This is a genomic window from Leucobacter sp., from assembly GCF_053528595.1.
In genome coordinates this window covers 27,106-52,680 of sequence record NZ_JAIVPF010000025.1, presented here as the reverse complement: position 1 = coordinate 52,680, position 25,575 = coordinate 27,106, and the positions used below count along the sequence as shown (strand labels likewise).

Genomic DNA, 25,575 nt, shown 5'->3' with positions numbered 1-25,575 from the left:
CCGAGACGGGCGAGAGCTTCGAACTCAAGCGGGGTGAGAGTCATGCGGCCACTGCCTCCCGTGTCGGCGCGGCCACCGTGGCGAGGCTGCGGTATGCGGCGAGCGCGCAGACCCAGACGACCCCGTTGCCGAGCATCTTCAGCTGCGCCTCACGCGCCTTCCGTGGGGTGAGGTGCGACCAGAGGGTCGGGTCGGTGACCCAGCCGGCGGGGAGGCACATCATCCACTCCTCGAACGGGGCCGCGAGTTCCGGGTTGCCCTTCGAGTTCGGCTGCGTTGGGGCAGGAGCGTCGCGGCCGAGTATCAGGGTGTGGCGGTCGATCGCGGCCGCGTACTTGCCCCAGCGCGCCGGCTGCACCGCGCTGCTGATGGTGAGGCCGCCTCGCGAGTCGCGCTGATTCGGGCCTCCATGTGATGCATCGCTTGAGCGCGGGGTCGGCAACAGGTCCGCACCTTTCTCAAGCACGTCCGCGAGAGAAACCGTGTGCCCGCCCGCTCTCCGCTTCTCGGGATCCTGCGATCCGCCACGGCTGCCCTGGTAGGCATCCGGCGTCGGAAGCAGCGCCGCGATCGCGCGCATGCCCGGGGCGCGACGGTTCGCGTCAGCGGGAGACGAATGGTGGCTGTCCGTAGTCTTCGGCGTCGGCAACAGTCGCTCGTTCGGCTTCGTTCCGAAATCGGTGCGCCCGATCGCAGCCGTGAGCGTCGTGTTCGCTTCGCAGGAGCCACCCGACGAGTGCGCGTCTGCTGCGGTGGTCGTCGGGAGCAGCTGCACGGCGATCGAGAGCGGCATCCCCATCCCGTTCCCGTTGATGCCCCGCGCCTTCACCTTCTCGCGGCGAGCAAGCCAGGTCTCCGGGCCCTCTCCGTCGTTCGAGACCTGAGCATTCGGGGTCGGGAACAGCGGACCCTCCACGGCGGGTTGCGGCATCGAGATGGCTCGGATCTCGCCCGAGTGCATGACACCTGCGGGCGGGAGCTTCCCCGACCACGGGAGCCGGTCGCCGAAGAGATCCTCCTCCGCGTCCAGCCACCCCTCCGGGCCTGCGACCGCGAGCACCGGCGACACCCCGGGCTTGACGTGCTTGGCCGGCTGCGCGTATATCCAGAGTCGCTCGCGCCGATGGCAGGCGCCGACCGCGGACGCGGCGAGGATCCGCCACACCACCGCGTAGCCGAGCGCGTTGAGGTCGTGGAGCACCTGGTCGAAGCCGAGGCTCAGGTGACCGCGGACGTTCTCGAGGAGCACATGGCGGGGGCGCATGATGCGGATCCCCTCCGCGATCGACGGCCACAGGTGCCGCTCGTCGTCCTCGCCCTTGCGAGCACCGGCGAGGCTGAACGGTTGGCACGGGTAGCCGGCCGTCATCACGTCGATCGGAGCCATGATCCACCACGGGATGCGCTTCACGTCATGCACGTTCGGCACGTCCGGGAAGCGTGCCTCGAGCACCCGTGAGGGGGCGTCCTCGAACTCGGCGCACCAGATCGTGCGCGCGTCCAGCAGCTGCTCCGCGGCGATGTCGAGACCCCCGTATCCCGAGCACAGCGAACCGAGCGTGAGGATGCTCATCGTGTGCCGCCTTCAAACCGGGCGTCCAAAGCTGCCTTCTCCGCCCGCTGGTCGGCACGGAACGCCGCGTGACAGTCCTCGCACGTCGACCCGGCTGTGACGATCGGTGAGGAGGTGCGGCCGCAGTAGCCTTCGCCGTTCCGGTAGCTGAGCATGCAGGTGCGGTCCGACGCCTTCACAGCACGACCTCCCCGGTGACCGTGCGCGGCGCCGCCGACGTCATTCGGTCGCGCCGCTCAGCGACATGCTCGGCGAGCATCCGCTCGGCGTTGTCCGCCGCGTTCACGAGATCGTTCGCGAGATCGCGCGCCTGCTCAGGGGAGTAGTCCTGCACCTTGCGCAACTGCGTGAGCTCGACGCGGTAGTCGTCGTCGACGGTGACCTCGGCCAACTCGACCGTGATCGTTTCCTGAATCGCCATGATTCGTTCCTTCCTCAGTACAAGCCGAGCGGCTGAGAGGTGACCCGCGCGAAGCGGCCCTCCCAGCGCAGTCGCCGGCGTCCAACACGGCCGTGACGGTTCTTCGCCACGTACATCTCCAGCACGTCCCCGGGCTCCCCATCGGCCTCGAGCTTCCGCTGCAGCATCAGGACGACGTCGGCGTGCTGACCGATGTCATCCGACTTCGACAGATCCGCGAGGGTCGGCGGACGCTGCGTCTGCTGCGCCTTCGGGCCCTTCACCTGCACGGAATCGCGATTGAGCTGGGCGAGCGCGATCACCGGGCAGTCCAGCTCGCGGGCGAGCACCTTCAACTGGCGGGCGATCTCGCCGACGACCTCGTGGATCTTCATGCGCTTGTCGTGCGACGAGATCAACTGCAGGTAGTCGATCACCACGCCCGCGATCTCCCCCTTCCGAGCGACGCCACGGGCGAATGCCTTCACCTGCTGCACGGTCACGCCCGAGCGGTCGTCGACGAACAAGGGGAGCCGTTCGATCTGGGGACGCACGAGACCGAGTTGTGCGGCGTCCCCCGCGGAGAGGTCGTGCCTGGTTAGTGAAGACATCGGGATCTGCCCGCGCTGCGCGATCAGACGCTCGAGCATCTGCTCCGAGCTCATCTCCAACGCCGAATAGGCGACCGGTCCGCGCTCGGCGAGCTCCGCGGCAAGCTGTAAGCCGACGTTCGACTTGCCGCCACCAGGACGAGCGCCGACGATGTACAGGCCGCCCGGACTCAGGCCGCCGATCAGATCGTTGATCTCGTGCCACGGCGTCGGCACATAGGTCGGGGGTGCCGCGAGCTTCGCCGTGTACGAATCCCACGACATCGAGATCGGGTTGATCGATACGGTCCGCTCACCGAGCAGTCCTTCCATCTCCGCGCGCAGCGTCTCGATCTGATCGCTCGGGTCACCTTCACCGAGGTAGCCGGCGCGCGCGGTCTTCTCGCCGAACTCGATCAGGCGCCGATGCACGGCCTTCTCGCGAACGATCTCCGCGTAGAACGCCGCGTTCGACGCCGTTGGCACGATCGACACCAGCTCGTGCACGTAGCCGGCACCTTGAGGGATCTCGGAGGCCTTGCCGGTGCGCGCAAGTTCGTCGCCCACCGTGATCTGATCCACCGGGCTACCCGCCGCGGCGACCGCCCGGGCGGCTTCGAAGATGGTCTCGTGTGCGGGCTCGTAGAAGTCCCGGCCGGCGAGCATGTCGGACACCTCAGCGAGCGCGCGCGCCGAGAGCATCATCGACCCGAGCACCGACTGCTCCGCCACGTGATCGTGCGGCGCGGTCCGCTCCTGCCCCGAGGGTTGAGGGCCCCAGGGATCCTCGGTCGTGGGGTCGTAGTCATTCACGATTCGATCCCCATCCACTTCGAGCGCAGGTGCGTGATCCACTCCGAGTCGTCACGCCGTTCGACGAACTCCTCAGCAGGGACGCCGGCTGCCGCGCACAACTGCTGTTCTTCGGGGGTGAGTGCCGGTGGCTCCCACGCCTGCTCGGCGAGCACGGCCTGGACGCCCTCGATGACATGCACCGGCATGAAGTACTCACGCGAAGTGCGGAAGTGCTCTCGGACGGCGATCTCCGCTTCACGGAACGGTAGGTCTCCGATCACGGAGAACCACGCCTCGATCTGCTCGTCGGTAGGACGCCGGCTATCGAACGCTGATGCGATCGTGAGGATCTTCAGGACCTCAGATTTCTTCATTTCTCAATTCCTTGCTGGTGGTGTGATTGCTCTTCGGCCTCAAGCTGAGCGAGGCGAGCGAGGTTGTCCTGTACTGCTGGCGCACGACGAACGGGCTGAGATCCCCGCCGCTCCTGCGCGAACTCGGCTTGCTTTCTGAGCCAGTTAGTGAACCCGGCATTCCAGTTCTTCAGACGTCGGTGCTTGCGCTCCGCGTGCTCGCGGAAACGGTTGTACTCGTGCACGACGTCGAGGTGGAGAGCCGCTGCCTTATCGCAGTGATCCTGGTTGGGTCGCCACTCCTCTGGGATGGGGAAGGCGTCGTCGGATTTATCCGGCGACAGAGAAGTACTCCTCTCCTCTCCTTTCCCCTCCTCTCCTCTCCTCTCCAGGGCCACATGCGGGGGATTGGGGGGTGTCGCGGGGGTGCCGGGTTCCCCTCGTGTTCCCTGCGCGGGGGGAACATTTCGGCTCTGAGGTGCGGAATAGCGTGGGGTGAACGGTGCGGAGACGCTCGCGAACTTCGTTGGGGTCGGTCGCTTCGGCGACTGGTGCACCTGGACGTTCGGAGCCCAGAGCAAGGGGCCCTGCTCAGACTCGACCTCGACTACGAGGCCCTCGCGGAGAAGCTCGGAGATCAGCGGTTCGACCTCGATCGAGTCGCCGGGGAAGACCTTCATCTTCAGCGACATCGGGGAATGCTTGATCAGTCCCTCGTCGTCTCCAAACACCCAGATGCCCTCGAAGAGATAACGCGCGGGGATCGAGACGCTCACGATTTGCTCGCTGCTGAAGAACTCAGGCTTCAGGCTCCGGATCTTCGCCACTTAGATCACCTCCTCTCTGGGGTCAAGACCCCGACTTCTTCGCGCCACTTGTCCCACTCCTCGCCGTAGACCTCGCGCATCATCTCCGCCGCCTCATCCGCATGGATCGGCAGTGCTGCCCCGCCGTCGGTGAGACGCGCCCACCCGATCGAGTACGGGTAGAACACCGGCACCGTGGCGGGATCCTTCACCCACCGGCGGACTTTCCACCCGTATGCGAGGGCGAAGGTCTGCAGGTCGTGCTCGGCCCGCCAGTTGCACTCGAAGCACAGGGTGAGCGAGTCCGTGATCGATGGGGGAGTCTTCGACCCACCCATCCCCACCGCCCGCCGGTGCTGGTGTGAGAGCCGGTCGCGCCGGCCGCACGCTGCGCACTGGTCCAGGTCGCGCTCGTACATGTCGCGACGGGTCTCCTTCGTCGGTGCGGTCACTGGAACACTCCCGACTTCGTGACCCTGAACTCGTGCACGCCTTCCCAGACGACCCGGTCGAGGGAGTGCAGAGCTTCGAGGGTGAGCATCCCGGTCTTCGAATCGCGCTCCTCCACCCGGTAGGGCTTCGTCTCGTCGTCGACGCGGACGACGTCGCCGACGTGGATGTCCTGCAGCGTCACAGTTCGACTCCGAACTTCTCGGCGGCGTCGCTGGTCGCGCACTGCACAGCAGCGGCGTCCGAGGTCGAGAAGTTGATCGCCTCGCGTTGCACCGCGAGCAGCACGCCCTTGATCATGTGCTGCCGCGTCTCGTCGAGCTCTCGTTCCTTCTCCGCGAGCTCCTGCTCGAGCCGCACCGCCGTCTCACGGGCCCGGTCGCGTTCCGCGGTGATGTCCGCGAACTGGGCGACCTCTGCCCACTCGGGCCGCTTCTGCTGCGCCTCGACCGACGCATCCTCGAACGCGTGCGCGGCATGGCTCGTGAGCGCTGCCGTGACAGTGTCCACGCCGTCGGCGTACCCCTGCGCGTAGTTCGCCAGGCGCTCGGCGCCGAGCTGCATCTTCTCGATGACCGTCATGATGTTCAACCCCTCCTCGGGATGCCCGCCATCTGGACTGTGGCGAGCACTAACTTCGATTGCGTCTGCAGGCTCGAGCGCCTGCTGTCGAGCAGGTCCGCGAGTCCCTGCGCGTACCGGTAGGCGATCCGTGCGAGCTCCAGCTCCGCCCGTTCCTCAGCCACCGCGAGGTCCGCGTGGGCCTTCCGCGCTGCTGCCGTTCTTCCGACGGCCGACTGCTCGGCCGCGGCGCGAGCTTTGAGTAGCGTCTCCGCAGCAGCAGCCCGCACCTTGTCGGCTTCCTTCACCACTCGGAGCGCCTGCGCCGCGACCTCGTCGACCTTCTCGAGGTCGCGGATGATCTGGTCGGGGGTTCGCACCCCGCCCGGGGTGGGGGCCTCGATCACGACTTCCTGCCGCATCGACGCCACCCACCCCTCGACCACCTCGGCCGACAACTCGGTCATCAGCTACCGAACCCGTCCGGCATCTGGCCCCACTCCGCGAGCTCCTCCGGAGTCGGCTTCATCGGGTCGCCCGCGAACGCCTCCGACGTCTCAGCCACCTCCGGAGATGGCTCCGACGCCTGCTCGTCGGGAGCGGGCTCTGCGGGCTCCTCGTCCGGAGATGCCACCGGCTCTGCCGCGGGCTCTCCTGCCGGCTGCTCAGCGGGCACGGGGGCCTCCGCCGCGGGCTTGGGCTCCACGCGCTTCCGCCGCATCGTGCGCTTCGCAACCGGCTTCGCTTCAACGGCGGGGGTGTCGGCCGGTTGTTCGCCGTCCGCCAGTTCCTCCACCGAGTAGAGGCCCGCGACCGTGTCGGCTGCGATCAACCGCACCAGCTCCGACGTCGCGCGGGCGGTGAGCATCGCCTGCGGCTGCTTCTTCCAGTTGTCCTTGTTGGTCAGCCCCATCGCTCGCGCGCGGTCCATGTCCCACATCGACTCCTGGATCCGGTCGTCGCCGCGGCGCCGGCCCTTCATGACGACCCGCTGCGAGTTCGCTTCCTCGACCCAGATCTCATGACCGTCTCGCTGCGCCAGAGCACGGAGCGTGTTCGCTCGGAACGCGGGCGTTCCCTGGATCACGTCGAGCGACCGGAGCGCCGCCATCGGGTCCATGATCCCGACCCCGCGCGCGGTCATGATCGCCGCGGCCGCATGCCCAGGGTTGCCCTGGTACTGCTGCGGGACGAACGGGGTCGTGACGAGGGAACGGGCGAAGTTGTAGCAGAGCTGCAGGTCGCGCGTGAACTGCAGCAGGTCGTGCGACCCGTGCTCCTCCTCAAGGACGACTTCCTGCGTGGTGGTCGACTCGGCCTCCACCTGGGCGATCTCGGTGCTCATGCTGCCTCACCGACGCGCAGCGCCCGCCCCTTCCACTCGTCCGCCACGTCCCGATTCGCGGCGCCACGCGCGACAGCGACCACGTTCCCGAACGCCTGCCAGGTGCGATCCGAAAGCTCCATCGGGTACACCTCGTACCCGTCGGAGCGGATCCAGATCCCCCAGATGTCCGTGATCCCGAGATCCGCCATGCACTGCTCGACACCGTCGGCGTCGAGGAAGTGGGTGGCCTTCGCGTACGCGGTGAGCTGCAGCGCGGTCTCCGGGTAGATCCCCGTTCGGTTCGTCTTCCAGTCCGCGAGGATCACCTTCCCCGCATGCTCGCGCAGCTTGGACCGGAGGAGGAGATCGAACGTGCCGCCGTAGAGCGCCTTCTCGTGGAAGACACTCGTCTCGGTGAGGATCGTCTCCACCTCGAAGTCCTCGAGGAACCGCAGAGCCGACGACACGTGCCCTGCGATTGCATCAGGCACCTCGACCTCGTTGCCGAGCGCGAGCTGCTCGGCGAGATCGTGCACCTCCGTGCCGCGCTGCTTCGCCTCATCGGTGACGGCGTAACGTGCGCCCTTGAGGGTCTTGAGTCGATCCGAGGGCTTCATCTCGGCGAGTTCGTCCCACCGATCCACCGCAGCCTCAGCGGTCGCGTTCGCCGCCCAATTGATGAGCGCTGGCTTCGGCAGCCCATTCCCGAGCAGCGACGTGACACCGTCGAGCTTCACGTCGTCGAGGTAGTAGGCGTGGTTCTTGCCGTACTTCCTCTTCCGGAACCGCGATACCGACGCGGCCTTCTTCGTGGCGGCCATCAGGCAACCTCTCCTTCTTGCTTCTGGGCGGTGTCGCCCCACTTCTCGATCACGCGGGCGAGTTTGTCCGCGTGCAGTTCTGCGTGCGCGTCGGCGAGAGCGAGCATCGCTTCGAGGCCCGGTCGCCGACGGGAGATCTCATCCCCGCTTGCCTCCGGCCACCCTTCGTCCTTCGCGATGAGGTCGCGCAGTTCCTCTCGACTGCCCTTCCAGCAGCCGACACGGAGGAACCATCCGTTGATGGTGGGCACCATGGTGACCTGCCCGGATGGCAGCCCCTCGACGCGGAATCCGCCCCACAGGTTCGCGTCCCGCAGGTCCGCGTCCCGCAGGTTCGCGTCCCGCAGGTCCGCGTCCCGCAGGTTCGCGCCCCACAGGTTCGCGCCCCACAGGTCCGCGCCCCGCAGGTCCGCGCCCCACAGGTTCGCGTCCCGCAGGTCCGCGTCCCGCAGGTTCGCGCCCCACAGGTTCGCGCCCCACAGGTCCGCGCCCCACAGGTCCGCGCCCCACAGGTTCGCGAACGCCGGCGCGGAGGGACGGCGGCCCTCGCTGCGGGCCGAGGTGAGCGACTTGATCAGTTCGTCCTTCGTCACGCTGCGTCACCTCCGTCGATACCCCAGGCCTCACGGACCTTCTTGATCTGCTTCTCCGACCGCGGCACCGCCTGGCCGCCGAGACGCATCCCAAGGGGGCGCTGGACCGTCTCCCGGAACTCGCGACGCTGCTCGAGCGGGGTCGGCACCTTGGCCGGCTTCGAGAACTTCACCCCGCTCGCGCGACGCTCCTTCTTCACTCGCGAGCTCACTCGGAATCACCGCCGTCGTCCGTGATCGCGAGCGTCGCGTTCCCGGTGCGCTTCTCGTATCGGCTCGACAGCAGACGCTTCACCTGCTCGGCATCCGACCCGGTGACCTGCTCGATGTGCTTCACGCGCACCGTCGCCTGCCACTCGTTCGACGGATCCACCTTCGAGATCCCGTGCCGCGTGATCACGGCGACCACCACGACGTCATCCGGGTTGCCCTCGGTGAAGTGATCCTCGAGGGCCTGCAGCCCGTCGAGCTCCTCGTCGGGGCGCTTGCTGGTGTACTTCAGAGTCATCGCTCTCTCATTTCCTTCTCGGTGTTCCCGGCCTGGTCGTCGGGAAGTTCTGGCTGCTCGAAGATCCGGATGATCGTTCGAGCGGTGTCGCCGGCGCCGTAGATGCGCTTGGCGTGGATTTCTTCGATCTGCTCGTCGTCCACGTACGCGACCTCGTTGAGGGCGTCGGTGCAGAGCTTCACGAGGTTGTCGACGTCCACCCGCCGCCGCGTCGCGCGGTAGAAAGTGACCACGAACATGAGCCGCCCAGTCAGAGGGGCGAACCCGGGATGGGTGGACCGGAACGCCCCAGCAACTCGCTTCTCCGCATCGCGGGTCGGCTTCGGGGTGAACGCCCGCTGCCCGGCCTTCGCCCTCGGTCGGCTCTTCGGGAGCGGCTCACCGCCGACGGTGAACGCGACCCGCGGCTCGAACCTCACTGGTTCATCTCCTCGAACTCGTCGAGAGCGTCGCCCCACCACGCCCGCACCCGGTCGACGAGTCCGCCCAGGCGGCCACGACGAGCACGAGCACGACGAGCAGACCCGGCATCACCGCGATCCCCTGCACGAGCGGGGGAGTCACCGACAGGAGCCCGGTGCCGGCCGCGAGTGCTGAGGTGATGGTGAGCAGGCGCAGGAACCGCCACACGATGAGCGTCCAGTCCATGGCCGGTCACGCTTCTGCCTCGATCAGCTTCGGCTCCTCGACCGTGCGCGGGGCGCGGCAGTCCGCCGTGATCTCATGCGGGCGGCGCACAGCACCGCGAGGCGAGCACTCGTCGGACTCGCAGAGCACGATCCGAGGGGTCATCTTGGGGTCCATGAGGGGTTTCCTTCCGGGAAATTGGGTGCAGTGATGGAAGCCCTCCCCAGTGAGGGCGCAAAATTTGGGCTGGGAGAGCGGGAGCGTTCTAGGCGGCGCGCTGCTTCGCGCGAGCCTCAGCCTCCGCGTGGAAGCCACGGATCTGGGCTTCGAGTTCCTCGACCGAGGGAGTCACATTCGGGATGTAGGCGCCGAGTGCGGCCTCGTGGGGATCCATCGACATGGTCTGCAAGATCCCTGCGGTGAGCGCACGGCTAGCGGTAGCCAGGCAATCCTCGCGAGACGGGATACCGGCGCGCGCGGTCACGGTGTCGCCTCAAGGGCAAGATGGTCCTTCGGTGCGTACTTCTCGATGAAGTACTGCTGACCCTTGCCCGTCACCTTCGGCGTGAACTTGAGCCGAGGTGTCCCGTCCGAACCCTGCACAGTGCGTTCGATCGTCTCGAACAGGCCGAGATCCATCGCGCGCTGCGTCGGCCGGTTCCGGTCGGCGCCGGTCCTGCAGAGGTAACCGTCCTCTCGGAGGCGTCGGAACAATCGGATTTCGCCGACGTCGTCGCCATTCTGCCGAAGGATCGTCGCGAGCCGCCCGATCAGGATCGTGTCCTCGGAGGCGGCGACCGCATCCGCGAAGATCACCTTCGATGCGTCGGCAGCGATCTTCGCCTCGGCCTCTTCTGCGCGTCTCGCAGTCTCGGCGGCGAGTTGCAGCAGATGCGAAGATGGAAGCTCGGCGAGCATCGAAGCATCGGACCCGTAGCGGCCCGTCTTCCGGATCGTCGGGAGCACGTCCTCGAACACCCACCGCTCGAACTGCTCGGCTGCGGGGAGCTTCGACGAGACGATCATCCGCATCACGTCCGGCTCCGCGATGATGCGGACGTTCTGCGTTCCACCGGCCGTCTCAAGGGGGGTGTGATTCGCACCCCCCTTGCAATGCTGCCGCACCGCGCGCCCCGGCTCGCTGTAGCCGAGCACAGTCGCCACATCGACAGCGACGAACCAGGGCTCACCATCGATCACGACCGTGCGGATCTCCTGACCTTCGAACTTGAAGAGATCGACGTTGCTCATCGTGCCCGCTCCTTCGGGAAGAACTCAGAGGCTTCGACATCGAGGAACGACGCGAGCCCGAGCAGTTCATCGACTGTGAAGGCGCTCTCGCCTCTCAGCTTGCGCGAGAGCGCTGACTGGCTGATGCCGATCGCGTCTTCCACGGCGGCGCGGCTGGCCCCGATACGGGCGATGCATGCGCGAACCTCATTGGCTACCCGCATGCGCCGTGGATCTATGCCCGTGGCGCGCGGCCTGTGCTTCTTCTGAATGCTCGTGTTCTTCATGTGCAGAACGCTAGGCCGCATGTGCATACGTTGTCAACCTGAAGTATGCGGATATGCAAAAATGATCTAGGATTCCTTACATGCAGAACGCAAAGGGTGCCAACGCACGGAAGATCGGCCCGATGACGGAGGCTGTTGCGCAGGAACTGCGGGCAGAGCTAGCTCGCCAGAAGCGCAGCGCCAAGAGCCTGGCGGAGTCTGCTGGACTCAATCGCTCTACGCTGCACAAGACGCTGAACGCGCAGCGGGCGATTGACGTCGATGACCTCTTCCACCTGGCGGATCTGCTCGACGTTAGCCCGAGTGAGGTTTTCGCGAAGGCCGAAATCCTCGCTAGGGAAATGCTCGATGATGGTCAACTACCGGCAGAGAGAGCGGGAATGCCAGCCGACCATGACCACGACGCCGAAGGCGCCGCTCGTGAGCAGGAGGCCTTCGATGCGTCGAGTGTCGGTGGTTCGTCCGAATATGGCATTCCCCACATTGGAGAAGTAGATGTTGAGGCGCTCCGGCAGAGCGGTGTGGCTCTCGCCGCCGACGAGCGCGACGGCATCGAAGAAGAACAAGAGCAATCCCAGGAACTGCCGTAGGAGGCAACATGCAGAGAGTGATCGCGGAGGCAGAGCGCCAAGGAGCGCGTATCGTGTTCGCCGCACTCCCTCTTCCTATGAGGGCGATGTATCTGGATGACCAAGACCTCATCCTCATCAGCGACAGGCTCGACCCGGTCCAGGGCGCCGAGTCCGGGGCCCATGAACTCGGGCACAGGAAGAACGGCGACCGATGCAGTTCGCCCGAGGCCGAAGAGCGAGCATGGATCCACGCAGCAAAGGTGCTCATCCAGCTTGAGCCCTATCGGCTCGCGGAGCTGGAGGATCCTCACCCCCTCGCGATCGCTCACCGCCTGAACACCACTCGTCGGATGGTCGAGCTCTACCAGCAACACCATCTCCACGCGCAGGCGCTCGCAGCGCCGCGCGACATCTTCGGCGTCCTCGATGATGAGGACTATGACAACGACGGCGAGTTCCGCCACAGTCTCAAGTCCGAGCGTCCGCTTCGTTGCGGGTTCAGTTCGATCGCAATTTAGCCATTCCAAGGAGAATCATGTCCGAGAACACTACGTCTGAAGATCAGCCGCAGCCGGCAGAGTCGCCGAAGATGATAAAGGCCACTACGACCTACTACATCGCGGTAGGGGCCCTGCTCGTCGGGGCGGTTGTGGGCGCGATGCTAGTTACTGCCTCGCTTTCACCTCAGCTGTCAGAGGCCCGCAGCGAGAACACAAAGCTCCGTGGCGAGGTCGATGAAGCTGCCGAGGAAGCACGGGTGCGGATAGACCAGGCTTTCGCCAAGGTCGAGGAGCGTGTCAAGGACAATGAGGCTCGCGCAAAGTCGCTGGACGAGCGCGAGGCGGGACTCGACAAACGCGAAGGAGAAGTCTCGGAAGCCGAAGAACAAAAGGCGGCCCGCGAGCTTCGCGACGGGTTCCATACAGTTGGTAAGACCGTCGAGCCCGGCGTCTACAACACCAACGTCGGTTCCGGAATGTGCTACTACGCGTGGAAGACCGGCACCGGTTCTGACGCGGGAATCGTGGACAACAACATTGTGGAATCTGGTCCTGCCACGATCACACTCGCTGCAGGAGAGTTCATCGAGATCAAGGGCTGCGGTACCTGGACCCGCGAGTAGTCAAACGCAAAATGCCCCCGCAGCGCGTTCCGCCGGCAAGCAAGAACCGCGCCACGAGGGCCAGGACACGACCCACCAGAAAGGTGAACCGATGGACACTACCGTAGCCGAGCACGCCTTTCTCCGTGGTGCAGGCCGATGAGCTCGCGTATTCGCGCGGTCCCGGATACGCCGCCTCGTGCGGTGCTCTACCTGCGCCAATCAATAGCGCGCGATGACTCCATCTCGATCGAGCTGCAGGAAATCGCCGGCCGCGACTACTGCGCACAATACGGCTACGAGGTCGTCGCCGTCGAGGTCGACGAGGGTATCTCCGGCAGAACATGGGCGAAGCGGCCAGCGGTGCAGCGAGTGATGGACATGATCGAGTCACGCGATGCGGACGTCATCGTGCTCTGGAAGTGGTCGCGCCTCTCCCGCTCGCGGAAGGACTGGGCCCTTGCTGCGGACCGCGTTGAGGTCGCCGGCGGGCGCATCGAATCTGCGACCGAGCCGATCGACACCGCCACCGCGAGCGGACGCTTCGCGCGGGGCGTGATGACCGAGTACGCCGCATTCCAGTCCGAGCAAATCGGCGAGCAATGGGCAGAAGCACACCGACGACGCTTCAACCTCGGCTTCCCACCCGCTGGGCGGGTGCCTTGGGGATGGACCTCCACCAACGCCGGCATCACCATCACCGATGAGAACACGGCGATCATCCGGCACATGTACCAGTTCTATTTCGAAGGTCGTGGCTTCGTCTACATCGCGAACTGGCTGAACGAGCGAGGCATCCTCGCTCCACGAGGTGGCTCATGGGCAGGGCAAACCGTACGGTCGTGCCTCGACTCGCCAATCCACGCCGGCCTCGTCACCTACAAAGGCGAGACGACTGACGGCGCCCACGACCCGATTATCAGCCGGGAGGAGTACGAGCGATACCGCGCAATGCGTGCCGGGCGGTACGTTGCCCGCCCACCCCAGCAGGCATACCATCTACTCACCTCGCTCGTCGTGTGCCACTGCGGGCGCAAACGTTCCGGCACCAACGCGCGCTCCCGTTGGGGCGACCGAGAAACTAGATACCGGAGCTACCGGTGCCCTCTAACTCATCCGGTCATGTCGCTCGCGACGTGGCGCGTCGACGGGGCGGTAGTGGCATGGCTGAAAGAGCTCGGAGCGTCCGCCGACATCAACGTCGACCCGACACCAACGGTTGACGTTGAGCACCTCGCGCGGGAGATCGTCGCGATCGAGAAGCGTCTTGACGCACTCACCGTGCACCTCGCATCCGGCCTCGTCCCGGAAGCCTCTTACGTGCGGTCACGGGACATGCTCCTTGCCGAGTCCACGCAGAAAGCAGAAGCGCTCGAGGCTGCGCGCGCACGGGCCGTCCTGACCCCCGCTGCGTACCTCACGGGCAATGTGGAGCTGATTCGACGTTGGGATTCGTTGCAACTCGAGGCGAAGCAGGCGGTGGCGCGGTCACTCATCGAGACAGTGACGCTGCGCGCTGATGGTCTGATCGAGGTGCTGCCCAGATGGCAAGGGGAACCGGTCGTCCTGGAGCCGTCTGATGCCGCGTCATCTATGAATGATTGATCCCGAGCCACCACACCCAGGCGCTGAGCGCGAGGAGAGCCGGGCGCAGATCCTGCGGTGTCTCGGAGAGCGCGGTCAGCAGCCTGCGACGGATCTCGGGGATGCGCTCGAAGTCGGTGAAATCGGGGCTGATGCTCACGAGGATGCGCCGGATCGACCACCCCGCCCGGAGCGGCTCCGGTCCGCCGTCCAGGTCGACCGGTACGCCCGAGAATTGGGCCGGTCCCATGTCCCGCGCCAGCTCCTCCGGGAACTCCGGTCGCGTGAGCACGCCGAGTGCGAGCAGCAGCCAGCGGTCCGGATGCTGGGCGCAGCGGATGAGCCGAGCGGTCATCGCCGGATCGAGCGGCTGCTCCTCGTCTCGGAGAGCACGCACCACCTGGGCGGTGTCCGCCATCCAGGCGTACGCCTCCGGCGGAGGCGGATGCTCCAGATGATCGGCCAGCCGGGAGACGAAGTCGCCTCGGGATCCCGTGCGGGCGATCCGCTCCTCCGGTTCGTCGCCGCCGGCCTGCGGGGTCGGGTCCGGCCTATCGAACGGGGTGGTGTCCTCGAGCGCGGCCGTCACGGCCGCCCATCGCCCCGGCTGCGGCTCGGGGATCGACCCGAGCTCCGACAGCGCGGGGGGCGTATCGCCGCGGAGGCGGGCCTCGAGTGCGATGGGGCTCTCATCGATCTCGCTGAGCGGCCGTCCCGCGGTCGGGGCCGCGGGGTCGAGGTAGCTGATCCAGCCGTCGGGTGCGATGCAGCACAGCTCTCGCGGGCGGAGTCCCTCGCGGCGCAGACGCCGCTCGAGGCGTCTCGCGAGGCTGCGCCACGGCGGGCCGCCGGCCTCGGCGAAGGTCTGGCTGCTCGAGATCACGACGGCCGGCGCCGAGACGACGCCGTGCACCGAACCGGGGTCGTGCAGGGCGTCGCAGATCAGATCGAGCAGCGCCACCGAATCGCTCGGGCTTTCGGACGGCGGCAGATCGACTCGCATCGCCCGTCCCGCGCGCTTCCTCGAGAAGAACACCACGAAGATGCTGTCCGAAGCGGTGAAGCCGACGAGCCGGGGGAGAGCGGCGAGGAAGTCTGCGGTGCTGCGGCAGCGGATCACTTCGGGCTGGTCGAGGGTGGGATCGTTCATGCATCGATCCTGCGCCGTCGTGGTGAACGGGACGGGGTTGCTCACATGCCGGAAGCAATCTTCGTGCCGATGCGCTGATATCGCCTCGTTGTGAGCGAAGATTCACGCGTCAGAGGGCTCTCCTCCCGCGAGAGTGCGGGGCCCGGTCCCGCCTCTCGGGGCCCCGGGGACTGCGGCTCGGGCGGAGGTACTCCCGGAATACCTCCACCCGAACCGCGATCCACCCCCTGAACCGGGGCGGGGGCACCCGGCTCGCCCCGACCCCCGAACTGCGGCGAGGGAGGAGAACCGGGCCGCCCCGCCTACTCCACGAGCTTGCCGGCGACCGAGGTGTCGATGGCGTCGTAGGCGAGGTCGCGGAACGAGTCGGGCGCCTCGGCCACGCGCTCGAAGGTGACGCCGCCCTCGGGCGTCCAGACGAAGCTGCCGCGCAGCTCGTCGTTCTGCTCGGGGAAATCGGAGCGGTTGTGGCAGCCGCGGGTCTCCCGCCGCTCGACCGCGCACTCCAGCGTGGCTCGCGCGGCGAGCAGCGAGCCGTATAGGTCGAAGGCGTGGGCGAGGTCGTCGAATCCGGCGATGTCGGGGTGCACACCCAGGTTGCCGGCGCGATCCTCGATGGCGGCGAGCTTCTCGATGCCCTCGCGCAGGCCGGCCTCGCTGCGCACCACGCCCGCGTGCTCGGTCATGAGATTGCGCACCTGGCGCTGCAGCAGGCGCGGCGTCTCCGTGCCCTTGCCCGAGAGCAGGTTCTGCATCTCGGCGCGGGCCTCGCCGACCGCGTCGGCCGAGCGGGTCACCTGCGCGAGCCCCGACACGTACTCGGCGGCGTCGGTGCCCGTGATGCGGCCGTACACGAGCAGCTCGATGAGGGAGTTGCCGCCGAGGCGGTTGGCGCCGTGGAGGCCCGAGGAGGCCTCGCCGATGGCGTAGAAGCCGTCGACGCCGGTGCTGTGCTTCTCGGCGTCGACCCACACGCCGCCCATCGAGTAGTGAGCGGTGGGGGCGATCTCGATGGGCTCCTCGGTGATGTCGAGCATCTGGAGGTCGATGAGGGTGCGGTACACGCGCGGGAGCTTCTCGAAGATGGTCTCGCGCGGCAGGTGCGACACGTCGAGGTAGACGCCGCCGTTGGTGGTGCCGCGGCCCTCGATGATCTCGGTGTAGCTCGCGAGGGCGATGCGGTCGCGGGTCGAGAGCTCCATGCGCTCGGGATCGTAGCGCTCCATGTAGCGCTCGCCGAGCGCGTTGCGAAGGATCCCGCCCTCGCCGCGTGCGGCCTCGGATACGAGCGTGCCGGCGGCATCGGCGGGCTCCAGGATGCCCGACGGGTGGAACTGCACGAGCTCGGCGTCGCGGATCCTGCCGCCCGCGAGCGCGGCCAGGCGGAACGAGTCGCCGGTGTTCTCGTCGCGGCGCGAGGAGGTGTTGCGCCAGATGCGGTTGTGGCCGCCGGCCGCGAGGATCACGGCGTCGGCGTGGATGAGCACCGGGGTGCCGTCGACGATGTCGAAGCCGTAGGCGCCGAAGATCCTGCCGTCGGCCGCGAGCAGGCGGGTGATGTAGATGGTGTCGACGATGGGCACGTTCAGCTCGCGGGCGCGGCGCAGCAGGGTGCGCTGGATCTCGAGCCCGGTGTAGTCGCCGGCGTAGCAGGTGCGGCGGTACTTGTGCGCCCCGAAGAAGCGCTGGCTGATCCGCCCGTCCGCCTCGCGGGCGAAGGGCATGCCCCACCGCTCGAGATCCTCGATGCCGCGGGCGGCGTTCTTCGTGACGACCTCGATGATCGCGGGATCGCCGAGGAAGTACGACTCGCGCAGGGTGTCGGCGGCGTGCTGCTGCCAGCTGTCCTCGGGGTCGATCGTGCCGAGGGCGGCGTTGATGCCGCCCGCGGCGAGCGTGGTGTGGGCGTCGTGCTTGCGTCGCTTGCCGACCGTGAGCACCTGCACCCCCCGCTCGGCGAGTTCGATCGAGGCGCGGAGGCCGGCGCCGCCCGTGCCGATGACCAGCACGGAGGTGGAGAGGAGGCGCTCGCGGGTGGCGGTGTCGTGGCTCGCGGTGATGGAGCCTGCTGCGTTGGTGTTCATGCGGACCACGTTAGGCATCCGCATTCGATTACTCCAATGAATAGTATGGATGATGACGATGCGATTAGGCTATGGATCATGAATCTCGAACAGCTCCGGGGGTTCGCGGAGATCGCGCAGACCGGGCACTTCACCCGGGCGGCCGAACGCCTCCACCTCGCGCAGCCCTCGCTGAGCCGGCAGATCTCGAGTCTCGAGCAGGAACTCGGCGTCGAGCTCTTCCACCGCGCCCGGGGCAACGTCACCCTGACCGCGGCGGGCGAGCGCCTGCTGCCGATCGCGCGACGCATGCTCTCCGACGCCGAGGCGGCCCGCGGTGAGATGGCCGAGCTCGCCGGACTGCGCCGCGGCAGGGTGCGGCTGGGGGCGACGCCGACGCTCTGCACGAGCCTGGTGGCCGAGGTGCTGGCCGAGTTCCGCGCGCGCTATCCGGGAATCGACATCGAGATCCTCGAACGGGGGTCGCGCAGCCTCATCGCGGAGCTCATGGAGGGCTCCCTCGACCTGGCGCTCATCGTGACGAGCGTCTCGTCGGGCGCGGCGCGAGCGGTGCTCGAACGCGAGCCCATCCTGAGCGAGCGGCTCGTGGTGGTCTCGTCGGCCGCGATGCCCGATCCGTTCGGGCGGGAGGGTTCCGGATCGGCGCGGGGCTCGGGATCCCCGGCCATCGAACTGCGCGAGCTGGCCGAGGTGCCGCAGGTGCTGTTCCCGGAGAACTACGACCTGCGGGTCGCGGTCGACACCGCCTTCGCGGCGAAGGGGCTCGCGCCCACGGTGGCCGTCGAGGGCGCCGAGATGGACGCCGCGCTGAGCTTCGCGGAGCGGGGGATCGGCGTCGCGGTCGTGCCCGCCATGGTGGCGGTGGACCGGCCGCAGCTGCGAGCCGCCCCGCTCGCGGGAGACGCGATGACCCGCACGATCAGCGTGGCCCGCCGCTCGGACATGGCGCCGACGCACGCGAGCGCGGCGCTGCAGGCGCTCGTGCGGGAGACCGCCGACCGCCTGACGGAGCCCGGCAGCGCCACGGCCCGGCTCGTGGAGCGGGCGTAGCGAGCACGGCGGCCGCATCTGGTGCGAGGCACTCGAGGCGGATCCTGCGACGTCGCGCAGGGCGGCGGGGCTCGCAGGGTGACGAGTCTCGCGGGGTGCCGGGTCGCGCCGGGCGGCGGGTCGTGCCGGGGCGGCGGGGTCAGCCCCGGAGGGACACGAGCTCCGCGATCGCGATCGGCGCGTAGGGCGAGGTGCAGCCGGGCGAGGTGGGATAGTCCTCGAGCACGCGCAGGCGCTCGCCGATCTCGAGGGCGCGCCCGCGGTGCTCCTCGTGGCAGACGCCGATCTGCGTGAGACACCAGTTCATGGCCCACTGCAGGCGATCCGGAGCATCCCGCATCCCGGCCTCGATCGTGTCGAGCAGGCCGGCGAGATCGAGGCCGTCGGGCGTCTTCGCGACGCGCTCGGTCGTGAGCGCCCACCCCGCGCTCGCCACCACCGGATCCGGGTCGGCGAACCACACGCGCCGCAGCGCCTCGGCGTGGGGGCTCTTCTTCACGACGTAGTTCACGAGCCAGTCGTGCACCTTCGGGATGTGCGCCTCGCGCAGCATGGCGTCGAGCTGCGCCTCCTCGAAGGCGCGGGGCTTGCAGATGAGCAGCGCCACGAGCCGGGCCGGGGTGTATCCGGTCGCCCACAGCTCGAGCGCGAGCTCCTGGTTCGACTTCAGGGCCTTGGCGATGGCGCGCAGCTTCGTCAGGTTGACGCCGTGGTCGTCGCCGTACTTCTCGTTGATCGCGCGGGCCTTCGGATCCTCGAGCGCTTCGAGCGCCGCGACCACGTCGGCCGCGCTGCTGGCGGGGGTGATGTCGATGGTCATGCCGGCCTCCTTGCCGATTCTGCAGCCCGGTCAGGCCCGCTGGGCGGCCACCTGCGTCAGATCCGCCTCGAGCGCCACCCATCCCAGCATGGCGCACTTCACGCGCATCACGAACTTCGAGACGCCCTGCAGCGCCACCGCGTCTCCCAGCAGGTCCTCGTCGGGCTCACCCTCGCCGCGCGCCTGGATCATCTCGCGGAAGGCGCCGATGCGGGTGCGGGCCTCGTCGACGGTGAGGCGCTCATCGCGCACGAGCTGCGAGAGGATCGACGCCGAGGCCATCGAGATCGAGCAGCCCTGCCCCTCCCAGGCCAGTCGCTCGATGCGGCCGGTTCCGGGATCGACGGCGATCGACAGGTCGATCTCGTCGCCGCAGCTCGGGTTGAACTCGTGGTGCGACGCCGTGAGCGCGCCGTCCGGCGCCTCGAACGCGCCCTTGCCCACGGGGCGCTTCGAATGATCGAGGATCAGCTCCTGGTACAGCCCGTCGAGCGCGCTCACGCCGCCACCTCCACTCCGAAGTACCGCTGGGCGCCGCGGAGCGCGTCGAGGAAGCGGTCGACCTCGTCCTCGGTGGTGGTCAGGTGCACGCTCGCCCGGGTGCTCGACGTGATGCCGAGGGCGCGGTGCAGCGGCTGCGCGCAGTGGTGCCCCACCCGCACGAGCACGCCCTGCTCGTCGAGGAACTGGCCCACGTCGTGAGCGTGCAGGCCCTCGACGGAGACGGCCGCGAGGGCCACCCGCTGCGAAGGATCCTCGGGCCCGAGCAGGCGCACGCCGGGGGTCGCCGCGATGCCGGCGACCAGGCGCTCCACCAGCTCGTGCTCGCGGGCGGCCGCGCGGTCCATGCCGACGGACTCGAGGAAGGAGACCGCGGCGCCGAGGCCCACCGCCTGCGAGACCGGCTGCGTTCCGGGTTCGAAGCGCATCGGCGGCGGCATGTAGTCGGCGGACTCCATGGTCACCTTCGTGATCGCCGAGCCGCCCGTGCGCGACGGCGGCAGCGCCGCGAGCAGCTCGGGGCGGCCGTAGAGCACGCCGATGCCGTTGGGGCCGAGCATCTTGTGTCCCGAGAACGCGGCGAAGTCGACGCCGAGCGCCGCGAAGTCGACGGGGATGTGCGGCACCGACTGGCAGGCGTCGAGCACCGTGATCGCCCCGACGCTCCTCGCCAGCTCCGCGAGCTCGGCGACGGGGGCCGTGTAGCCGGTGACGTTGGAGATATGCGCGAACGCGAATATGCGCGTGCGCTCGTTCAGCGCTGCGCGCGCATCGTCGATCGCCCAGGTGCCGTCCTCCCGCACCGGGATGTAGCGGAAGGAGGCGCCGGTCTTCGCAGCGAGCCGCTGCCAGGGGATGAGGTTGGCGTGGTGCTCGGCCTCGGTGACGAGGATCTCGTCACCCGGGCCGAGGGCGAAGCGCTCGCTGCCCGCGACCCCGAGCCCGGCGTTCGCCTCCGCGATCCCGAGCGCCACGATGTTCAGGGCGTCGGTGGCGTTCTCGGCCCACACGATCTGCTCGGGCGCGGCCGCACCGACGAAGCGCGCCACGGCGGCGCGGGCGCCCTCGAAGGCCTCGGTGGCGGCTCCGACGGCTCCACTGGTACCGCGGTGCACCGCGGCGTTCGCCGTCTCAAGGAATCGGCGCTCCGCATCCAGCACCGCGGTCGGCCGCTGCGAGGTCGCCGCGGCGTCGAGGTACGCGGGGGAGGGATCGCCCGTGCGTACCGCGAGATCGTCGTGGGCGGCGAAGTAGGGGAAGGCCGCGCGCAGGTCGGCGACCTCCGCGGGACTGAGCGCGAGAGCAGGCATGGTCTCCATTCTTCCACCCGGCGCCGTGCGACGGGTGTGCGGGTCGTGCATCCACCCCGTGCAACAGCGGGTCGGGCGCGGCTATTCCGGGCGCGGGAGCGAGCGCGCTGCGCGAAACCGACTCCAGCGTTCGAGACCGAGCCGAGCGTTCGAGACCGAGGGAAGTATCGGCGCTGGAGGGCTCGGGCTCGCCGGGGAAAGAACGGATCACACCTTCGCGCGTCAGTAGTTGCTGCCAAAGCGAGGTTTTTCTGACAACTACTGACGCGCGAAGACAGGGCGCGGGAGCCGGGGCGGGGTGCGGTGCGCGGGCGGACGGGCGCGCGGACGGGCGCGCGGGCGGGCGGAAATACGGAGGGATGGGGGCTCAGCGCGCGGTGGGCGGCGTGAGGAGCCAGTTGACGAGGCCCGCGAGCACCGTCACCAGCCCGGCGCAGAGCGGCAGCATCATGGCCGCCGGCACGCCGAGGCTCTCGGCCACGGTGCCCGCAGCGGCCGCCGCGAGCGACTGCCCGAGCATGATGGCCGAGCCCAGCATCGTCATCACGGTCGCGGAGCGGCCCTCGGGGCTGCGCGCCGACCCGAAGCCGTAGAGCGTCACCAGCAGGGGCCCGATCCCGACGCCGGTCACGGCGAGGCCCAGCGCCACCATCCCGACTCCGCTCTCGGGGTCCGCGCTGCCGGCCGCCGCGAGGATCGCCTCTCCGGCCACGATGAACGCCGCGAAGACGAGCCACCGGTAGCGCAGGGTGAAGTGCGGCGAGAAGAGCGCGACGCTGATGGCGAGGATCGCCGATCCCACGCCCATCACACCGTAGAACAGGCCGGCCGACTCCGCCTCCCCGCGCGCCTGCATGAACGCGGTCAGCGAGGTGAGCGTGGTGCCGAAGACCATGCCGACGGCGAAGATGCCGAGCACGACGATGAGCAGCGGCGGCCGGGCGAGCTCGGACGCCGGGGCGAGGGTGGCCGCGCGCTCCTCGGGCGACTTCGCGGTGACGCTCGTGCGGTGGAGCGCGAAGGCGGTGACGAAGATCAGCGTGAGCGCGGCCGCGCCGGCGATCGGGGCCCAGGCGCCCAGGGTCGTCGCGAGCAGGCCCACGATGACGGGGCCGAACACGAAGACGACCTCGTCGGCCGCCGACTCGTAGGCGAGCACGGTCGAGATGGTGCGGGGGCGGCGCTCGGCGGGCAGCTCGGTCTTGATGATCGTGACCAGCCGCGACCGCGACATGGGAGAGGTCTGCGGGATCGACGCGCCGACGAGGAACGCCGCGGCGAAGACCGCGAACGAGGGGAGCGGGCTGTAGGCGATCCAGGCCAGCAGTCCCATCGCCGCACTGTTGACGCACGCGGTCGCGAGGAGCGTGGGGCGCTGCCCGTAGCGGTCGGCCGCGGCGCCGATGAGCGGCCCGAAGATCGCCGAGGCGATGCCGACCATGGCCGACCCCAGGCCGGCGATCTCCACCGACCCGCGCACCGAGACGAGGAGGGTGAGCACGCCGACCACCCCCATGGCGAAGGGGAGGCGGGCGACGAGCGCGAGCGGGAAGTAGAGGACCCCGGTACGCGTGACGAGCGTGTCGCGACGGTCCGGGCTGCTCGATGAGTGCATAGCCGACCGAGTCTAGCAGCGCCGGGGGATGGCGTCCTCGCGGCGCCGGTCCCGCATCCTGCGCGGAGGGAGCGGGCACGCCGGATCCGCTCCTCCGCGCGCAGGGCGACGAACTCTTCCGAAGCGGGTTCCGACTCCGCGCGAGTTCGTCGCCCGACCCGAGGCTACGAGCCCGCGGGCACCTCCACCCCCTGCTCGGCGAGGAAGGCCCGGAAGGCGTCGCCGTCGGCGGGAGCACCGGAGTAGGGCACCCCGTTCACCACGACGAGCGGAGTGCCGGTGACCATGAGCTCCGGATCGGCCGCGTACGGCACCGGATTGGCGAAGACCCAGTCGTTCAGCGCCAGCGCGAAGGGCACGAAGCGCTGCTCCTCGACGCAGGAGCGCGCCGCGTCGTCGAGTCCGCCCGTCGCGCGGTCGACCTCGGCGAGGATCGTCGCATCGTCCTTGCCCAGCTCGCTCTCCGACGGCTGGAAGGACGGATCGAGCAGCGCCGTGTGCGCGTCCCACGCCGCGTCCGGCTGCTGATCGGCCATGCACGCCATCGTGCCGGCGGCGCGAGAGGAGTAGGCGTCGGGCGAGATGCGGTCGAGGAACGTGAGCGGGTGCAGCTCCACGGCGGCAGAACCGCTCGTCACCGCGGCCTCCAGCGCGTCCGCGCTGGCGCGCTCGAACTCCGCGCAGTACGGGCACCGGTAGTCGAGGTAGACGCGGATGAGCGCCGGCTCGCCGAGGCCGGCGGCGTCTTGCGGCTCGGGCAGGGCGCTGTCCTGCGGGGCGTCCGAGCGGGAGAGCTCGATCCCGCCGGATCCATCGCCGACGAAGACGAGCCCGCCGGTCGCCATGTTGGCGGGCCACCGCACCGCCTCGCTCTCGCCGGGCTCGACGGCCCCGCCCTCGTCCGGGGCGGTCTCAGCGGTGTCGCTCGCGCCGCCCGTCGTGCTCGGGGCGATGAGCGCGCCGAGCGCCATGCCGCCGATCGCGACGGCCGCGACGATGGCGAGTGCGCCGCCCGCGAGGCCGATGATGCTCGGCGCCTGCTGCTGGCGCAGCGCGAGCGCGACGACGCCGAGGACGACCGCGGCGAGCCCGAGCAGCGCGCCCGCGATCGCGAACGCGCTGAAGTAGAAGGCGCCCACCGCCGTCGTGAGCACCGCGACGAGGCCGAGCGCCATCGCGGCGATGGCGCATCCGCGCCCGCGTCGCCGCACGGCCTGCGCGTACGGGTGGGGCGGCGGTGCCGGCTCGGAGGGCGGCGCGGGCGGGGTCGGCTGCGGATCGCTCATGCGCTCCATCCTTCCAGATGGTCCCCGGGCGCCGCGTGATCGCGCCGGGCGTAGCATGGAGGCATGATCCTGCTCGCGGCGACCCCCATCGGCAACCTGGGGGATGCGTCGCTCCGACTGCGCGAGACCCTCGAAGCGGCGACGGTGATCGCCGCCGAGGACACGCGCCGCACGGCACAGCTGCTGCGGCTGCTCGGCATCGAGAACCGCCCCGAACTCGTCGCGCTGCACGACCACAACGAGCACGAGCGCGCCGCCTCCCTCGTGGAGCGCGCGGCGAGCGAGGACGTGGTGCTCGTGAGCGATGCCGGCATGCCGACGGTCTCGGATCCCGGGTTCCGCGTGGTGCAGCTCGCCGCCGAGCGCGGGGTCGAGGTGAGCGCGATCCCCGGCCCCAGCGCCGTGATCACGGCACTCGCGGTCGCGGGCCTGCCGACCGACCGCTTCGCCTTCGAGGGCTTCCTGCCGCGCAAGGCCGGTGAGCGGTCCCGCGCCCTCGCGCAGCTGGCGGCGGAGCGCCGCACCCTCGTGTTCTTCGAAGCGCCGACGCGGCTCGCCGCGACGCTGGGCGATCTCGCCACCGCGTTCGGCGAGGAGCGGTCGGCGGCGGTCTGCCGGGAGCTCACCAAGCTGCACGAGGAGGTGCGCCGGGGTTCGCTCGGCGAGCTGGCGGCGTGGGCGGCCGAGGGCGTGCGCGGCGAGATCGTGGTCGTGGTCGGCGGAGCGCCGCAGCTGGAGGCCTCTCCCGAGGCCGCGCTCGACGAGGTGCGGCAGCGCGTCGCCGAGGGCGAGCGGCTCAAGGACGCCACGCGCGCGGTCGCGGAGGCGACGGGGCTCTCCGCCCGGGAGCTCTACGCCGCCGCGCTGGCCGCGCGCACGTCGTGACCGCTGCGGCGATCCCGGCGCCCTTCCCGGCCCGGGGGATGCGCCGCGAACACTTCGAGGAGGACGGATGAACGAGCACACGTCGGCTCAGCGCCGCAGGATCACCATCGAGCTCTGGCGCTTCGCGCTGCCGGTGCTGTGGTTCGGCATGATCGCCGCGATCTCCTTCATCGAGGCGCCCCTGAAGTTCCAGGCCCCCGGCATCACGATCCCGCTGGGGCTCGGGATCGGGCGGCTGGTGTTCGCGGTGCTGAACCTCGTGGAGGCCGCGATCCTGCTGGCCTACACGATCCTCGGCTTCTGGCCGGTCGCCACCCGCATCAGCGGCCGGCGGCTCTGGCTGTGGTTCGGGCTGCTGCTGGTGTTCACGTTCAAGGTGGCCGCCGTGCGGCCGCCGCTCAACGCGCGCACCGATCTGGTGCTGCAGGGCGCCGACCCCGGGCAGTCGGTGTGGCACTACGTCTACATCGCGTGCGATCTCCTCACGATGGCGCTGCTGCTGCTGCTCGCGGTGACCTCCGCGCGGGCGCTGCTCCCGGCGAAGCGCTGAGGATCGCCGCCGCGGTCGGCGGGGCGCGGTCCCGCGGGCCGGCGTCCCGGACCCGCAGCGTTCCCGGGGCCGTCTCCCAGGAGACGGGCAGTCGGATGCGAAATACTCGGAGCGACCTCATCGGCCTCCGGCCCCCTCGTGTGTA

General features: G+C 69.0%; 34 protein-coding genes. 7 read left to right on the top strand and 27 right to left on the bottom strand.

Annotated features, from left to right (window positions below; translation table 11 throughout):
* Window positions 1-40: 40 nt before the first annotated feature.
* The 20 genes from ACWKZU_RS04655 to ACWKZU_RS04560 form a co-directional block, all read right to left on the bottom strand.
* The gene (locus ACWKZU_RS04655; RefSeq protein ID WP_449281230.1) at window positions 41-1,573 is read right to left on the bottom strand and encodes a DNA cytosine methyltransferase; all 1,533 of its coding nucleotides are present in this window, start codon (window positions 1,571-1,573) and stop codon (window positions 41-43) included.
* Between the two features lie 175 nt (window positions 1,574-1,748).
* Window positions 1,749-1,994: a hypothetical protein gene (locus ACWKZU_RS04650; RefSeq protein ID WP_449281229.1), complete on the bottom strand. Its 246-nt coding sequence runs from the start codon at window positions 1,992-1,994 to the stop codon at window positions 1,749-1,751.
* Window positions 1,995-2,008: 14 nt separating this feature from the next.
* Window positions 2,009-3,376: a replicative DNA helicase gene (locus tag ACWKZU_RS04645; protein WP_449281228.1), complete on the bottom strand. Its 1,368-nt coding sequence runs from the start codon at window positions 3,374-3,376 to the stop codon at window positions 2,009-2,011.
* Window positions 3,373-3,732, bottom strand: a complete 360-nt coding sequence (locus tag ACWKZU_RS04640) for a hypothetical protein (protein WP_449281227.1) — start codon at window positions 3,730-3,732, stop codon at window positions 3,373-3,375. The genes ACWKZU_RS04645 and ACWKZU_RS04640 overlap by 4 nt, the downstream gene beginning before the upstream one ends.
* Complete coding sequence (locus ACWKZU_RS04635) at window positions 3,729-4,538, bottom strand: hypothetical protein (RefSeq protein WP_449281226.1); 810 nt, start codon at window positions 4,536-4,538, stop codon at window positions 3,729-3,731. Before ACWKZU_RS04635 ends, ACWKZU_RS04640 begins: the two co-directional genes overlap by 4 nt.
* Window positions 4,539-4,543: 5 nt before the next feature.
* The gene (locus ACWKZU_RS04630; protein ID WP_449281225.1) at window positions 4,544-4,969 is read right to left on the bottom strand and encodes a hypothetical protein; all 426 of its coding nucleotides are present in this window, start codon (window positions 4,967-4,969) and stop codon (window positions 4,544-4,546) included.
* Window positions 4,966-5,151, bottom strand: coding sequence for a hypothetical protein (locus ACWKZU_RS04625; RefSeq protein WP_449281224.1), 186 nt, complete (start codon window positions 5,149-5,151; stop codon window positions 4,966-4,968). Before ACWKZU_RS04625 ends, ACWKZU_RS04630 begins: the two co-directional genes overlap by 4 nt.
* Window positions 5,148-5,549 (bottom strand): hypothetical protein, encoded by a 402-nt coding sequence (locus tag ACWKZU_RS04620; RefSeq protein ID WP_449281223.1) that lies wholly within the window; start codon window positions 5,547-5,549, stop codon window positions 5,148-5,150. The genes ACWKZU_RS04625 and ACWKZU_RS04620 overlap by 4 nt, the downstream gene beginning before the upstream one ends.
* Before the next feature lie 5 nt (window positions 5,550-5,554).
* Window positions 5,555-5,995 carry a hypothetical protein gene (locus tag ACWKZU_RS04615; RefSeq protein ID WP_449281222.1) on the bottom strand — a complete coding sequence of 147 codons (441 nt, stop codon included), beginning with the start codon at window positions 5,993-5,995 and terminating at the stop codon, window positions 5,555-5,557.
* On the bottom strand, window positions 5,995-6,873 hold the full coding sequence (locus ACWKZU_RS04610) for a hypothetical protein (protein ID WP_449281221.1): 879 nt from the start codon (window positions 6,871-6,873) through the stop codon (window positions 5,995-5,997). Before ACWKZU_RS04610 ends, ACWKZU_RS04615 begins: the two co-directional genes overlap by 1 nt.
* Entirely contained in the window at window positions 6,870-7,676 is an 807-nt protein-coding gene (locus tag ACWKZU_RS04605) for a hypothetical protein (RefSeq protein ID WP_449281220.1), read from the bottom strand. Before ACWKZU_RS04605 ends, ACWKZU_RS04610 begins: the two co-directional genes overlap by 4 nt.
* Window positions 7,676-8,269, bottom strand: coding sequence for a pentapeptide repeat-containing protein (locus ACWKZU_RS04600; protein ID WP_449281219.1), 594 nt, complete (start codon window positions 8,267-8,269; stop codon window positions 7,676-7,678). Before ACWKZU_RS04600 ends, ACWKZU_RS04605 begins: the two co-directional genes overlap by 1 nt.
* Complete coding sequence (locus ACWKZU_RS04595) at window positions 8,266-8,469, bottom strand: hypothetical protein (RefSeq protein WP_449281218.1); 204 nt, start codon at window positions 8,467-8,469, stop codon at window positions 8,266-8,268. Before ACWKZU_RS04595 ends, ACWKZU_RS04600 begins: the two co-directional genes overlap by 4 nt.
* 8 nt (window positions 8,470-8,477) lie before the next feature.
* The gene (locus ACWKZU_RS04590; protein WP_449281217.1) at window positions 8,478-8,777 is read right to left on the bottom strand and encodes a hypothetical protein; all 300 of its coding nucleotides are present in this window, start codon (window positions 8,775-8,777) and stop codon (window positions 8,478-8,480) included.
* Complete coding sequence (locus ACWKZU_RS04585; RefSeq protein WP_449281216.1) at window positions 8,774-9,196, bottom strand: RusA family crossover junction endodeoxyribonuclease; 423 nt, start codon at window positions 9,194-9,196, stop codon at window positions 8,774-8,776. The genes ACWKZU_RS04590 and ACWKZU_RS04585 overlap by 4 nt, the downstream gene beginning before the upstream one ends.
* A 4-nt stretch (window positions 9,197-9,200) precedes the next feature.
* The gene (locus ACWKZU_RS04580; RefSeq protein WP_449281215.1) at window positions 9,201-9,425 is read right to left on the bottom strand and encodes a hypothetical protein; all 225 of its coding nucleotides are present in this window, start codon (window positions 9,423-9,425) and stop codon (window positions 9,201-9,203) included.
* A gap of 6 nt (window positions 9,426-9,431) precedes the next feature.
* The gene (locus tag ACWKZU_RS04575; RefSeq protein ID WP_449281214.1) at window positions 9,432-9,581 is read right to left on the bottom strand and encodes a hypothetical protein; all 150 of its coding nucleotides are present in this window, start codon (window positions 9,579-9,581) and stop codon (window positions 9,432-9,434) included.
* Window positions 9,582-9,669: 88 nt separating this feature from the next.
* Complete coding sequence (locus ACWKZU_RS04570) at window positions 9,670-9,804, bottom strand: hypothetical protein (RefSeq protein ID WP_449281213.1); 135 nt, start codon at window positions 9,802-9,804, stop codon at window positions 9,670-9,672.
* A gap of 80 nt (window positions 9,805-9,884) precedes the next feature.
* Window positions 9,885-10,655, bottom strand: a complete 771-nt coding sequence (locus ACWKZU_RS04565) for a phage antirepressor (RefSeq protein WP_449281212.1) — start codon at window positions 10,653-10,655, stop codon at window positions 9,885-9,887.
* Window positions 10,652-10,921 carry a helix-turn-helix domain-containing protein gene (locus tag ACWKZU_RS04560; protein ID WP_449281211.1) on the bottom strand — a complete coding sequence of 90 codons (270 nt, stop codon included), beginning with the start codon at window positions 10,919-10,921 and terminating at the stop codon, window positions 10,652-10,654. Before ACWKZU_RS04560 ends, ACWKZU_RS04565 begins: the two co-directional genes overlap by 4 nt.
* Window positions 10,922-11,001: 80 nt before the next feature.
* Here ACWKZU_RS04560 and ACWKZU_RS04555 point away from each other — a divergent pair, with 80 nt between their 5' ends.
* The 4 genes from ACWKZU_RS04555 to ACWKZU_RS04540 all read left to right on the top strand — a co-directional run bounded on the left by ACWKZU_RS04555 (window position 11,002) and on the right by ACWKZU_RS04540 (window position 14,200).
* The gene (locus ACWKZU_RS04555) at window positions 11,002-11,511 is read left to right on the top strand and encodes a helix-turn-helix domain-containing protein (RefSeq protein ID WP_449281210.1); all 510 of its coding nucleotides are present in this window, start codon (window positions 11,002-11,004) and stop codon (window positions 11,509-11,511) included.
* Between the two features lie 8 nt (window positions 11,512-11,519).
* Window positions 11,520-12,011 (top strand): hypothetical protein, encoded by a 492-nt coding sequence (locus ACWKZU_RS04550; protein ID WP_449281209.1) that lies wholly within the window; start codon window positions 11,520-11,522, stop codon window positions 12,009-12,011.
* Between the two features lie 17 nt (window positions 12,012-12,028).
* Window positions 12,029-12,616 carry a hypothetical protein gene (locus ACWKZU_RS04545; protein WP_449281208.1) on the top strand — a complete coding sequence of 196 codons (588 nt, stop codon included), beginning with the start codon at window positions 12,029-12,031 and terminating at the stop codon, window positions 12,614-12,616.
* A gap of 138 nt (window positions 12,617-12,754) precedes the next feature.
* Window positions 12,755-14,200 (top strand): recombinase family protein, encoded by a 1,446-nt coding sequence (locus ACWKZU_RS04540; protein WP_449281207.1) that lies wholly within the window; start codon window positions 12,755-12,757, stop codon window positions 14,198-14,200.
* On the opposite strand, the gene ACWKZU_RS04535 is transcribed toward ACWKZU_RS04540, so the two are convergent.
* Both ACWKZU_RS04535 and ACWKZU_RS04530 read right to left on the bottom strand, forming a co-directional pair.
* The gene (locus ACWKZU_RS04535; RefSeq protein ID WP_449281206.1) at window positions 14,187-15,329 is read right to left on the bottom strand and encodes a DUF4192 family protein; all 1,143 of its coding nucleotides are present in this window, start codon (window positions 15,327-15,329) and stop codon (window positions 14,187-14,189) included. The two genes, ACWKZU_RS04540 and ACWKZU_RS04535, sit on opposite strands and share 14 nt — an antisense overlap.
* A 302-nt stretch (window positions 15,330-15,631) precedes the next feature.
* Window positions 15,632-17,413 carry an FAD-binding protein gene (locus tag ACWKZU_RS04530; RefSeq protein ID WP_449281205.1) on the bottom strand — a complete coding sequence of 594 codons (1,782 nt, stop codon included), beginning with the start codon at window positions 17,411-17,413 and terminating at the stop codon, window positions 15,632-15,634.
* A gap of 78 nt (window positions 17,414-17,491) precedes the next feature.
* Between ACWKZU_RS04530 and ACWKZU_RS04525 the strand changes: the two genes are divergently transcribed.
* Window positions 17,492-18,463, top strand: coding sequence for a LysR family transcriptional regulator (locus ACWKZU_RS04525; protein ID WP_449281204.1), 972 nt, complete (start codon window positions 17,492-17,494; stop codon window positions 18,461-18,463).
* A gap of 139 nt (window positions 18,464-18,602) precedes the next feature.
* Here the strand turns inward: ACWKZU_RS04525 and ACWKZU_RS04520 are convergent, their stop codons facing one another.
* The 5 genes from ACWKZU_RS04520 to ACWKZU_RS04500 all read right to left on the bottom strand — a co-directional run bounded on the left by ACWKZU_RS04520 (window position 18,603) and on the right by ACWKZU_RS04500 (window position 23,995).
* Window positions 18,603-19,283 carry a DNA alkylation repair protein gene (locus tag ACWKZU_RS04520; RefSeq protein ID WP_449281203.1) on the bottom strand — a complete coding sequence of 227 codons (681 nt, stop codon included), beginning with the start codon at window positions 19,281-19,283 and terminating at the stop codon, window positions 18,603-18,605.
* A 30-nt stretch (window positions 19,284-19,313) separates the two neighbouring features.
* Complete coding sequence (gene sufU, locus ACWKZU_RS04515) at window positions 19,314-19,784, bottom strand: Fe-S cluster assembly sulfur transfer protein SufU (RefSeq protein WP_449281202.1); 471 nt, start codon at window positions 19,782-19,784, stop codon at window positions 19,314-19,316.
* Complete coding sequence (locus tag ACWKZU_RS04510; RefSeq protein ID WP_449281201.1) at window positions 19,781-21,103, bottom strand: aminotransferase class V-fold PLP-dependent enzyme; 1,323 nt, start codon at window positions 21,101-21,103, stop codon at window positions 19,781-19,783. The genes sufU and ACWKZU_RS04510 overlap by 4 nt, the downstream gene beginning before the upstream one ends.
* A 358-nt stretch (window positions 21,104-21,461) precedes the next feature.
* The gene (locus tag ACWKZU_RS04505) at window positions 21,462-22,709 is read right to left on the bottom strand and encodes an MFS transporter (protein ID WP_449281200.1); all 1,248 of its coding nucleotides are present in this window, start codon (window positions 22,707-22,709) and stop codon (window positions 21,462-21,464) included.
* A gap of 164 nt (window positions 22,710-22,873) precedes the next feature.
* Window positions 22,874-23,995: a DsbA family protein gene (locus ACWKZU_RS04500; protein ID WP_449281199.1), complete on the bottom strand. Its 1,122-nt coding sequence runs from the start codon at window positions 23,993-23,995 to the stop codon at window positions 22,874-22,876.
* A 63-nt stretch (window positions 23,996-24,058) separates the two neighbouring features.
* Between ACWKZU_RS04500 and rsmI the strand changes: the two genes are divergently transcribed.
* A complete protein-coding gene (rsmI, locus tag ACWKZU_RS04495; RefSeq protein WP_449281198.1) occupies window positions 24,059-24,880 on the top strand; it encodes a 16S rRNA (cytidine(1402)-2'-O)-methyltransferase in 822 nt (273 codons plus the stop codon).
* A gap of 67 nt (window positions 24,881-24,947) precedes the next feature.
* Window positions 24,948-25,430, top strand: a complete 483-nt coding sequence (locus ACWKZU_RS04490) for a hypothetical protein (protein WP_449281197.1) — start codon at window positions 24,948-24,950, stop codon at window positions 25,428-25,430.
* The last annotated feature ends 145 nt before the right edge of the window (window positions 25,431-25,575 follow it).

Excerpts from the sequence above, each read along its gene's own strand:
- ACWKZU_RS04530 (WP_449281205.1), bottom strand. The coding sequence starts at position 17,413 with ATGAACACCAACGCAGCAGGCTCCATCACCGCGAGCCACGACACCGCC.
- ACWKZU_RS04650 (WP_449281229.1), bottom strand. The coding sequence starts at position 1,994 with ATGGCGATTCAGGAAACGATCACGGTCGAGTTGGCCGAGGTCACCGTC.
- ACWKZU_RS04605 (WP_449281220.1), bottom strand. The coding sequence starts at position 7,676 with ATGGCCGCCACGAAGAAGGCCGCGTCGGTATCGCGGTTCCGGAAGAGG.
- ACWKZU_RS04615 (WP_449281222.1), bottom strand. The coding sequence starts at position 5,995 with ATGACCGAGTTGTCGGCCGAGGTGGTCGAGGGGTGGGTGGCGTCGATG.
- ACWKZU_RS04655 (WP_449281230.1), bottom strand. The coding sequence starts at position 1,573 with ATGAGCATCCTCACGCTCGGTTCGCTGTGCTCGGGATACGGGGGTCTC.
- ACWKZU_RS04580 (WP_449281215.1), bottom strand. The coding sequence starts at position 9,425 with ATGGACTGGACGCTCATCGTGTGGCGGTTCCTGCGCCTGCTCACCATC.
- ACWKZU_RS04560 (WP_449281211.1), bottom strand. The coding sequence starts at position 10,921 with ATGAAGAACACGAGCATTCAGAAGAAGCACAGGCCGCGCGCCACGGGC.
- ACWKZU_RS04640 (WP_449281227.1), bottom strand. The coding sequence starts at position 3,732 with ATGAAGAAATCTGAGGTCCTGAAGATCCTCACGATCGCATCAGCGTTC.
- ACWKZU_RS04610 (WP_449281221.1), bottom strand. The coding sequence starts at position 6,873 with ATGAGCACCGAGATCGCCCAGGTGGAGGCCGAGTCGACCACCACGCAG.
- ACWKZU_RS04525 (WP_449281204.1), top strand. The coding sequence starts at position 17,492 with ATGAATCTCGAACAGCTCCGGGGGTTCGCGGAGATCGCGCAGACCGGG.
- ACWKZU_RS04520 (WP_449281203.1), bottom strand. The coding sequence starts at position 19,283 with ATGACCATCGACATCACCCCCGCCAGCAGCGCGGCCGACGTGGTCGCG.
- ACWKZU_RS04570 (WP_449281213.1), bottom strand. The coding sequence starts at position 9,804 with ATGTCGATGGATCCCCACGAGGCCGCACTCGGCGCCTACATCCCGAAT.
- ACWKZU_RS04505 (WP_449281200.1), bottom strand. The coding sequence starts at position 22,709 with ATGCACTCATCGAGCAGCCCGGACCGTCGCGACACGCTCGTCACGCGT.
- ACWKZU_RS04620 (WP_449281223.1), bottom strand. The coding sequence starts at position 5,549 with ATGACGGTCATCGAGAAGATGCAGCTCGGCGCCGAGCGCCTGGCGAAC.
- ACWKZU_RS04565 (WP_449281212.1), bottom strand. The coding sequence starts at position 10,655 with ATGAGCAACGTCGATCTCTTCAAGTTCGAAGGTCAGGAGATCCGCACG.
- ACWKZU_RS04490 (WP_449281197.1), top strand. The coding sequence starts at position 24,948 with ATGAACGAGCACACGTCGGCTCAGCGCCGCAGGATCACCATCGAGCTC.
- ACWKZU_RS04510 (WP_449281201.1), bottom strand. The coding sequence starts at position 21,103 with ATGGAGACCATGCCTGCTCTCGCGCTCAGTCCCGCGGAGGTCGCCGAC.
- rsmI (WP_449281198.1), top strand. The coding sequence starts at position 24,059 with ATGATCCTGCTCGCGGCGACCCCCATCGGCAACCTGGGGGATGCGTCG.
- ACWKZU_RS04550 (WP_449281209.1), top strand. The coding sequence starts at position 11,520 with ATGCAGAGAGTGATCGCGGAGGCAGAGCGCCAAGGAGCGCGTATCGTG.
- ACWKZU_RS04545 (WP_449281208.1), top strand. The coding sequence starts at position 12,029 with ATGTCCGAGAACACTACGTCTGAAGATCAGCCGCAGCCGGCAGAGTCG.
- ACWKZU_RS04575 (WP_449281214.1), bottom strand. The coding sequence starts at position 9,581 with ATGGACCCCAAGATGACCCCTCGGATCGTGCTCTGCGAGTCCGACGAG.
- ACWKZU_RS04555 (WP_449281210.1), top strand. The coding sequence starts at position 11,002 with ATGCAGAACGCAAAGGGTGCCAACGCACGGAAGATCGGCCCGATGACG.
- ACWKZU_RS04535 (WP_449281206.1), bottom strand. The coding sequence starts at position 15,329 with ATGAACGATCCCACCCTCGACCAGCCCGAAGTGATCCGCTGCCGCAGC.
- ACWKZU_RS04540 (WP_449281207.1), top strand. The coding sequence starts at position 12,755 with ATGAGCTCGCGTATTCGCGCGGTCCCGGATACGCCGCCTCGTGCGGTG.
- ACWKZU_RS04500 (WP_449281199.1), bottom strand. The coding sequence starts at position 23,995 with ATGAGCGATCCGCAGCCGACCCCGCCCGCGCCGCCCTCCGAGCCGGCA.
- ACWKZU_RS04590 (WP_449281217.1), bottom strand. The coding sequence starts at position 8,777 with ATGACTCTGAAGTACACCAGCAAGCGCCCCGACGAGGAGCTCGACGGG.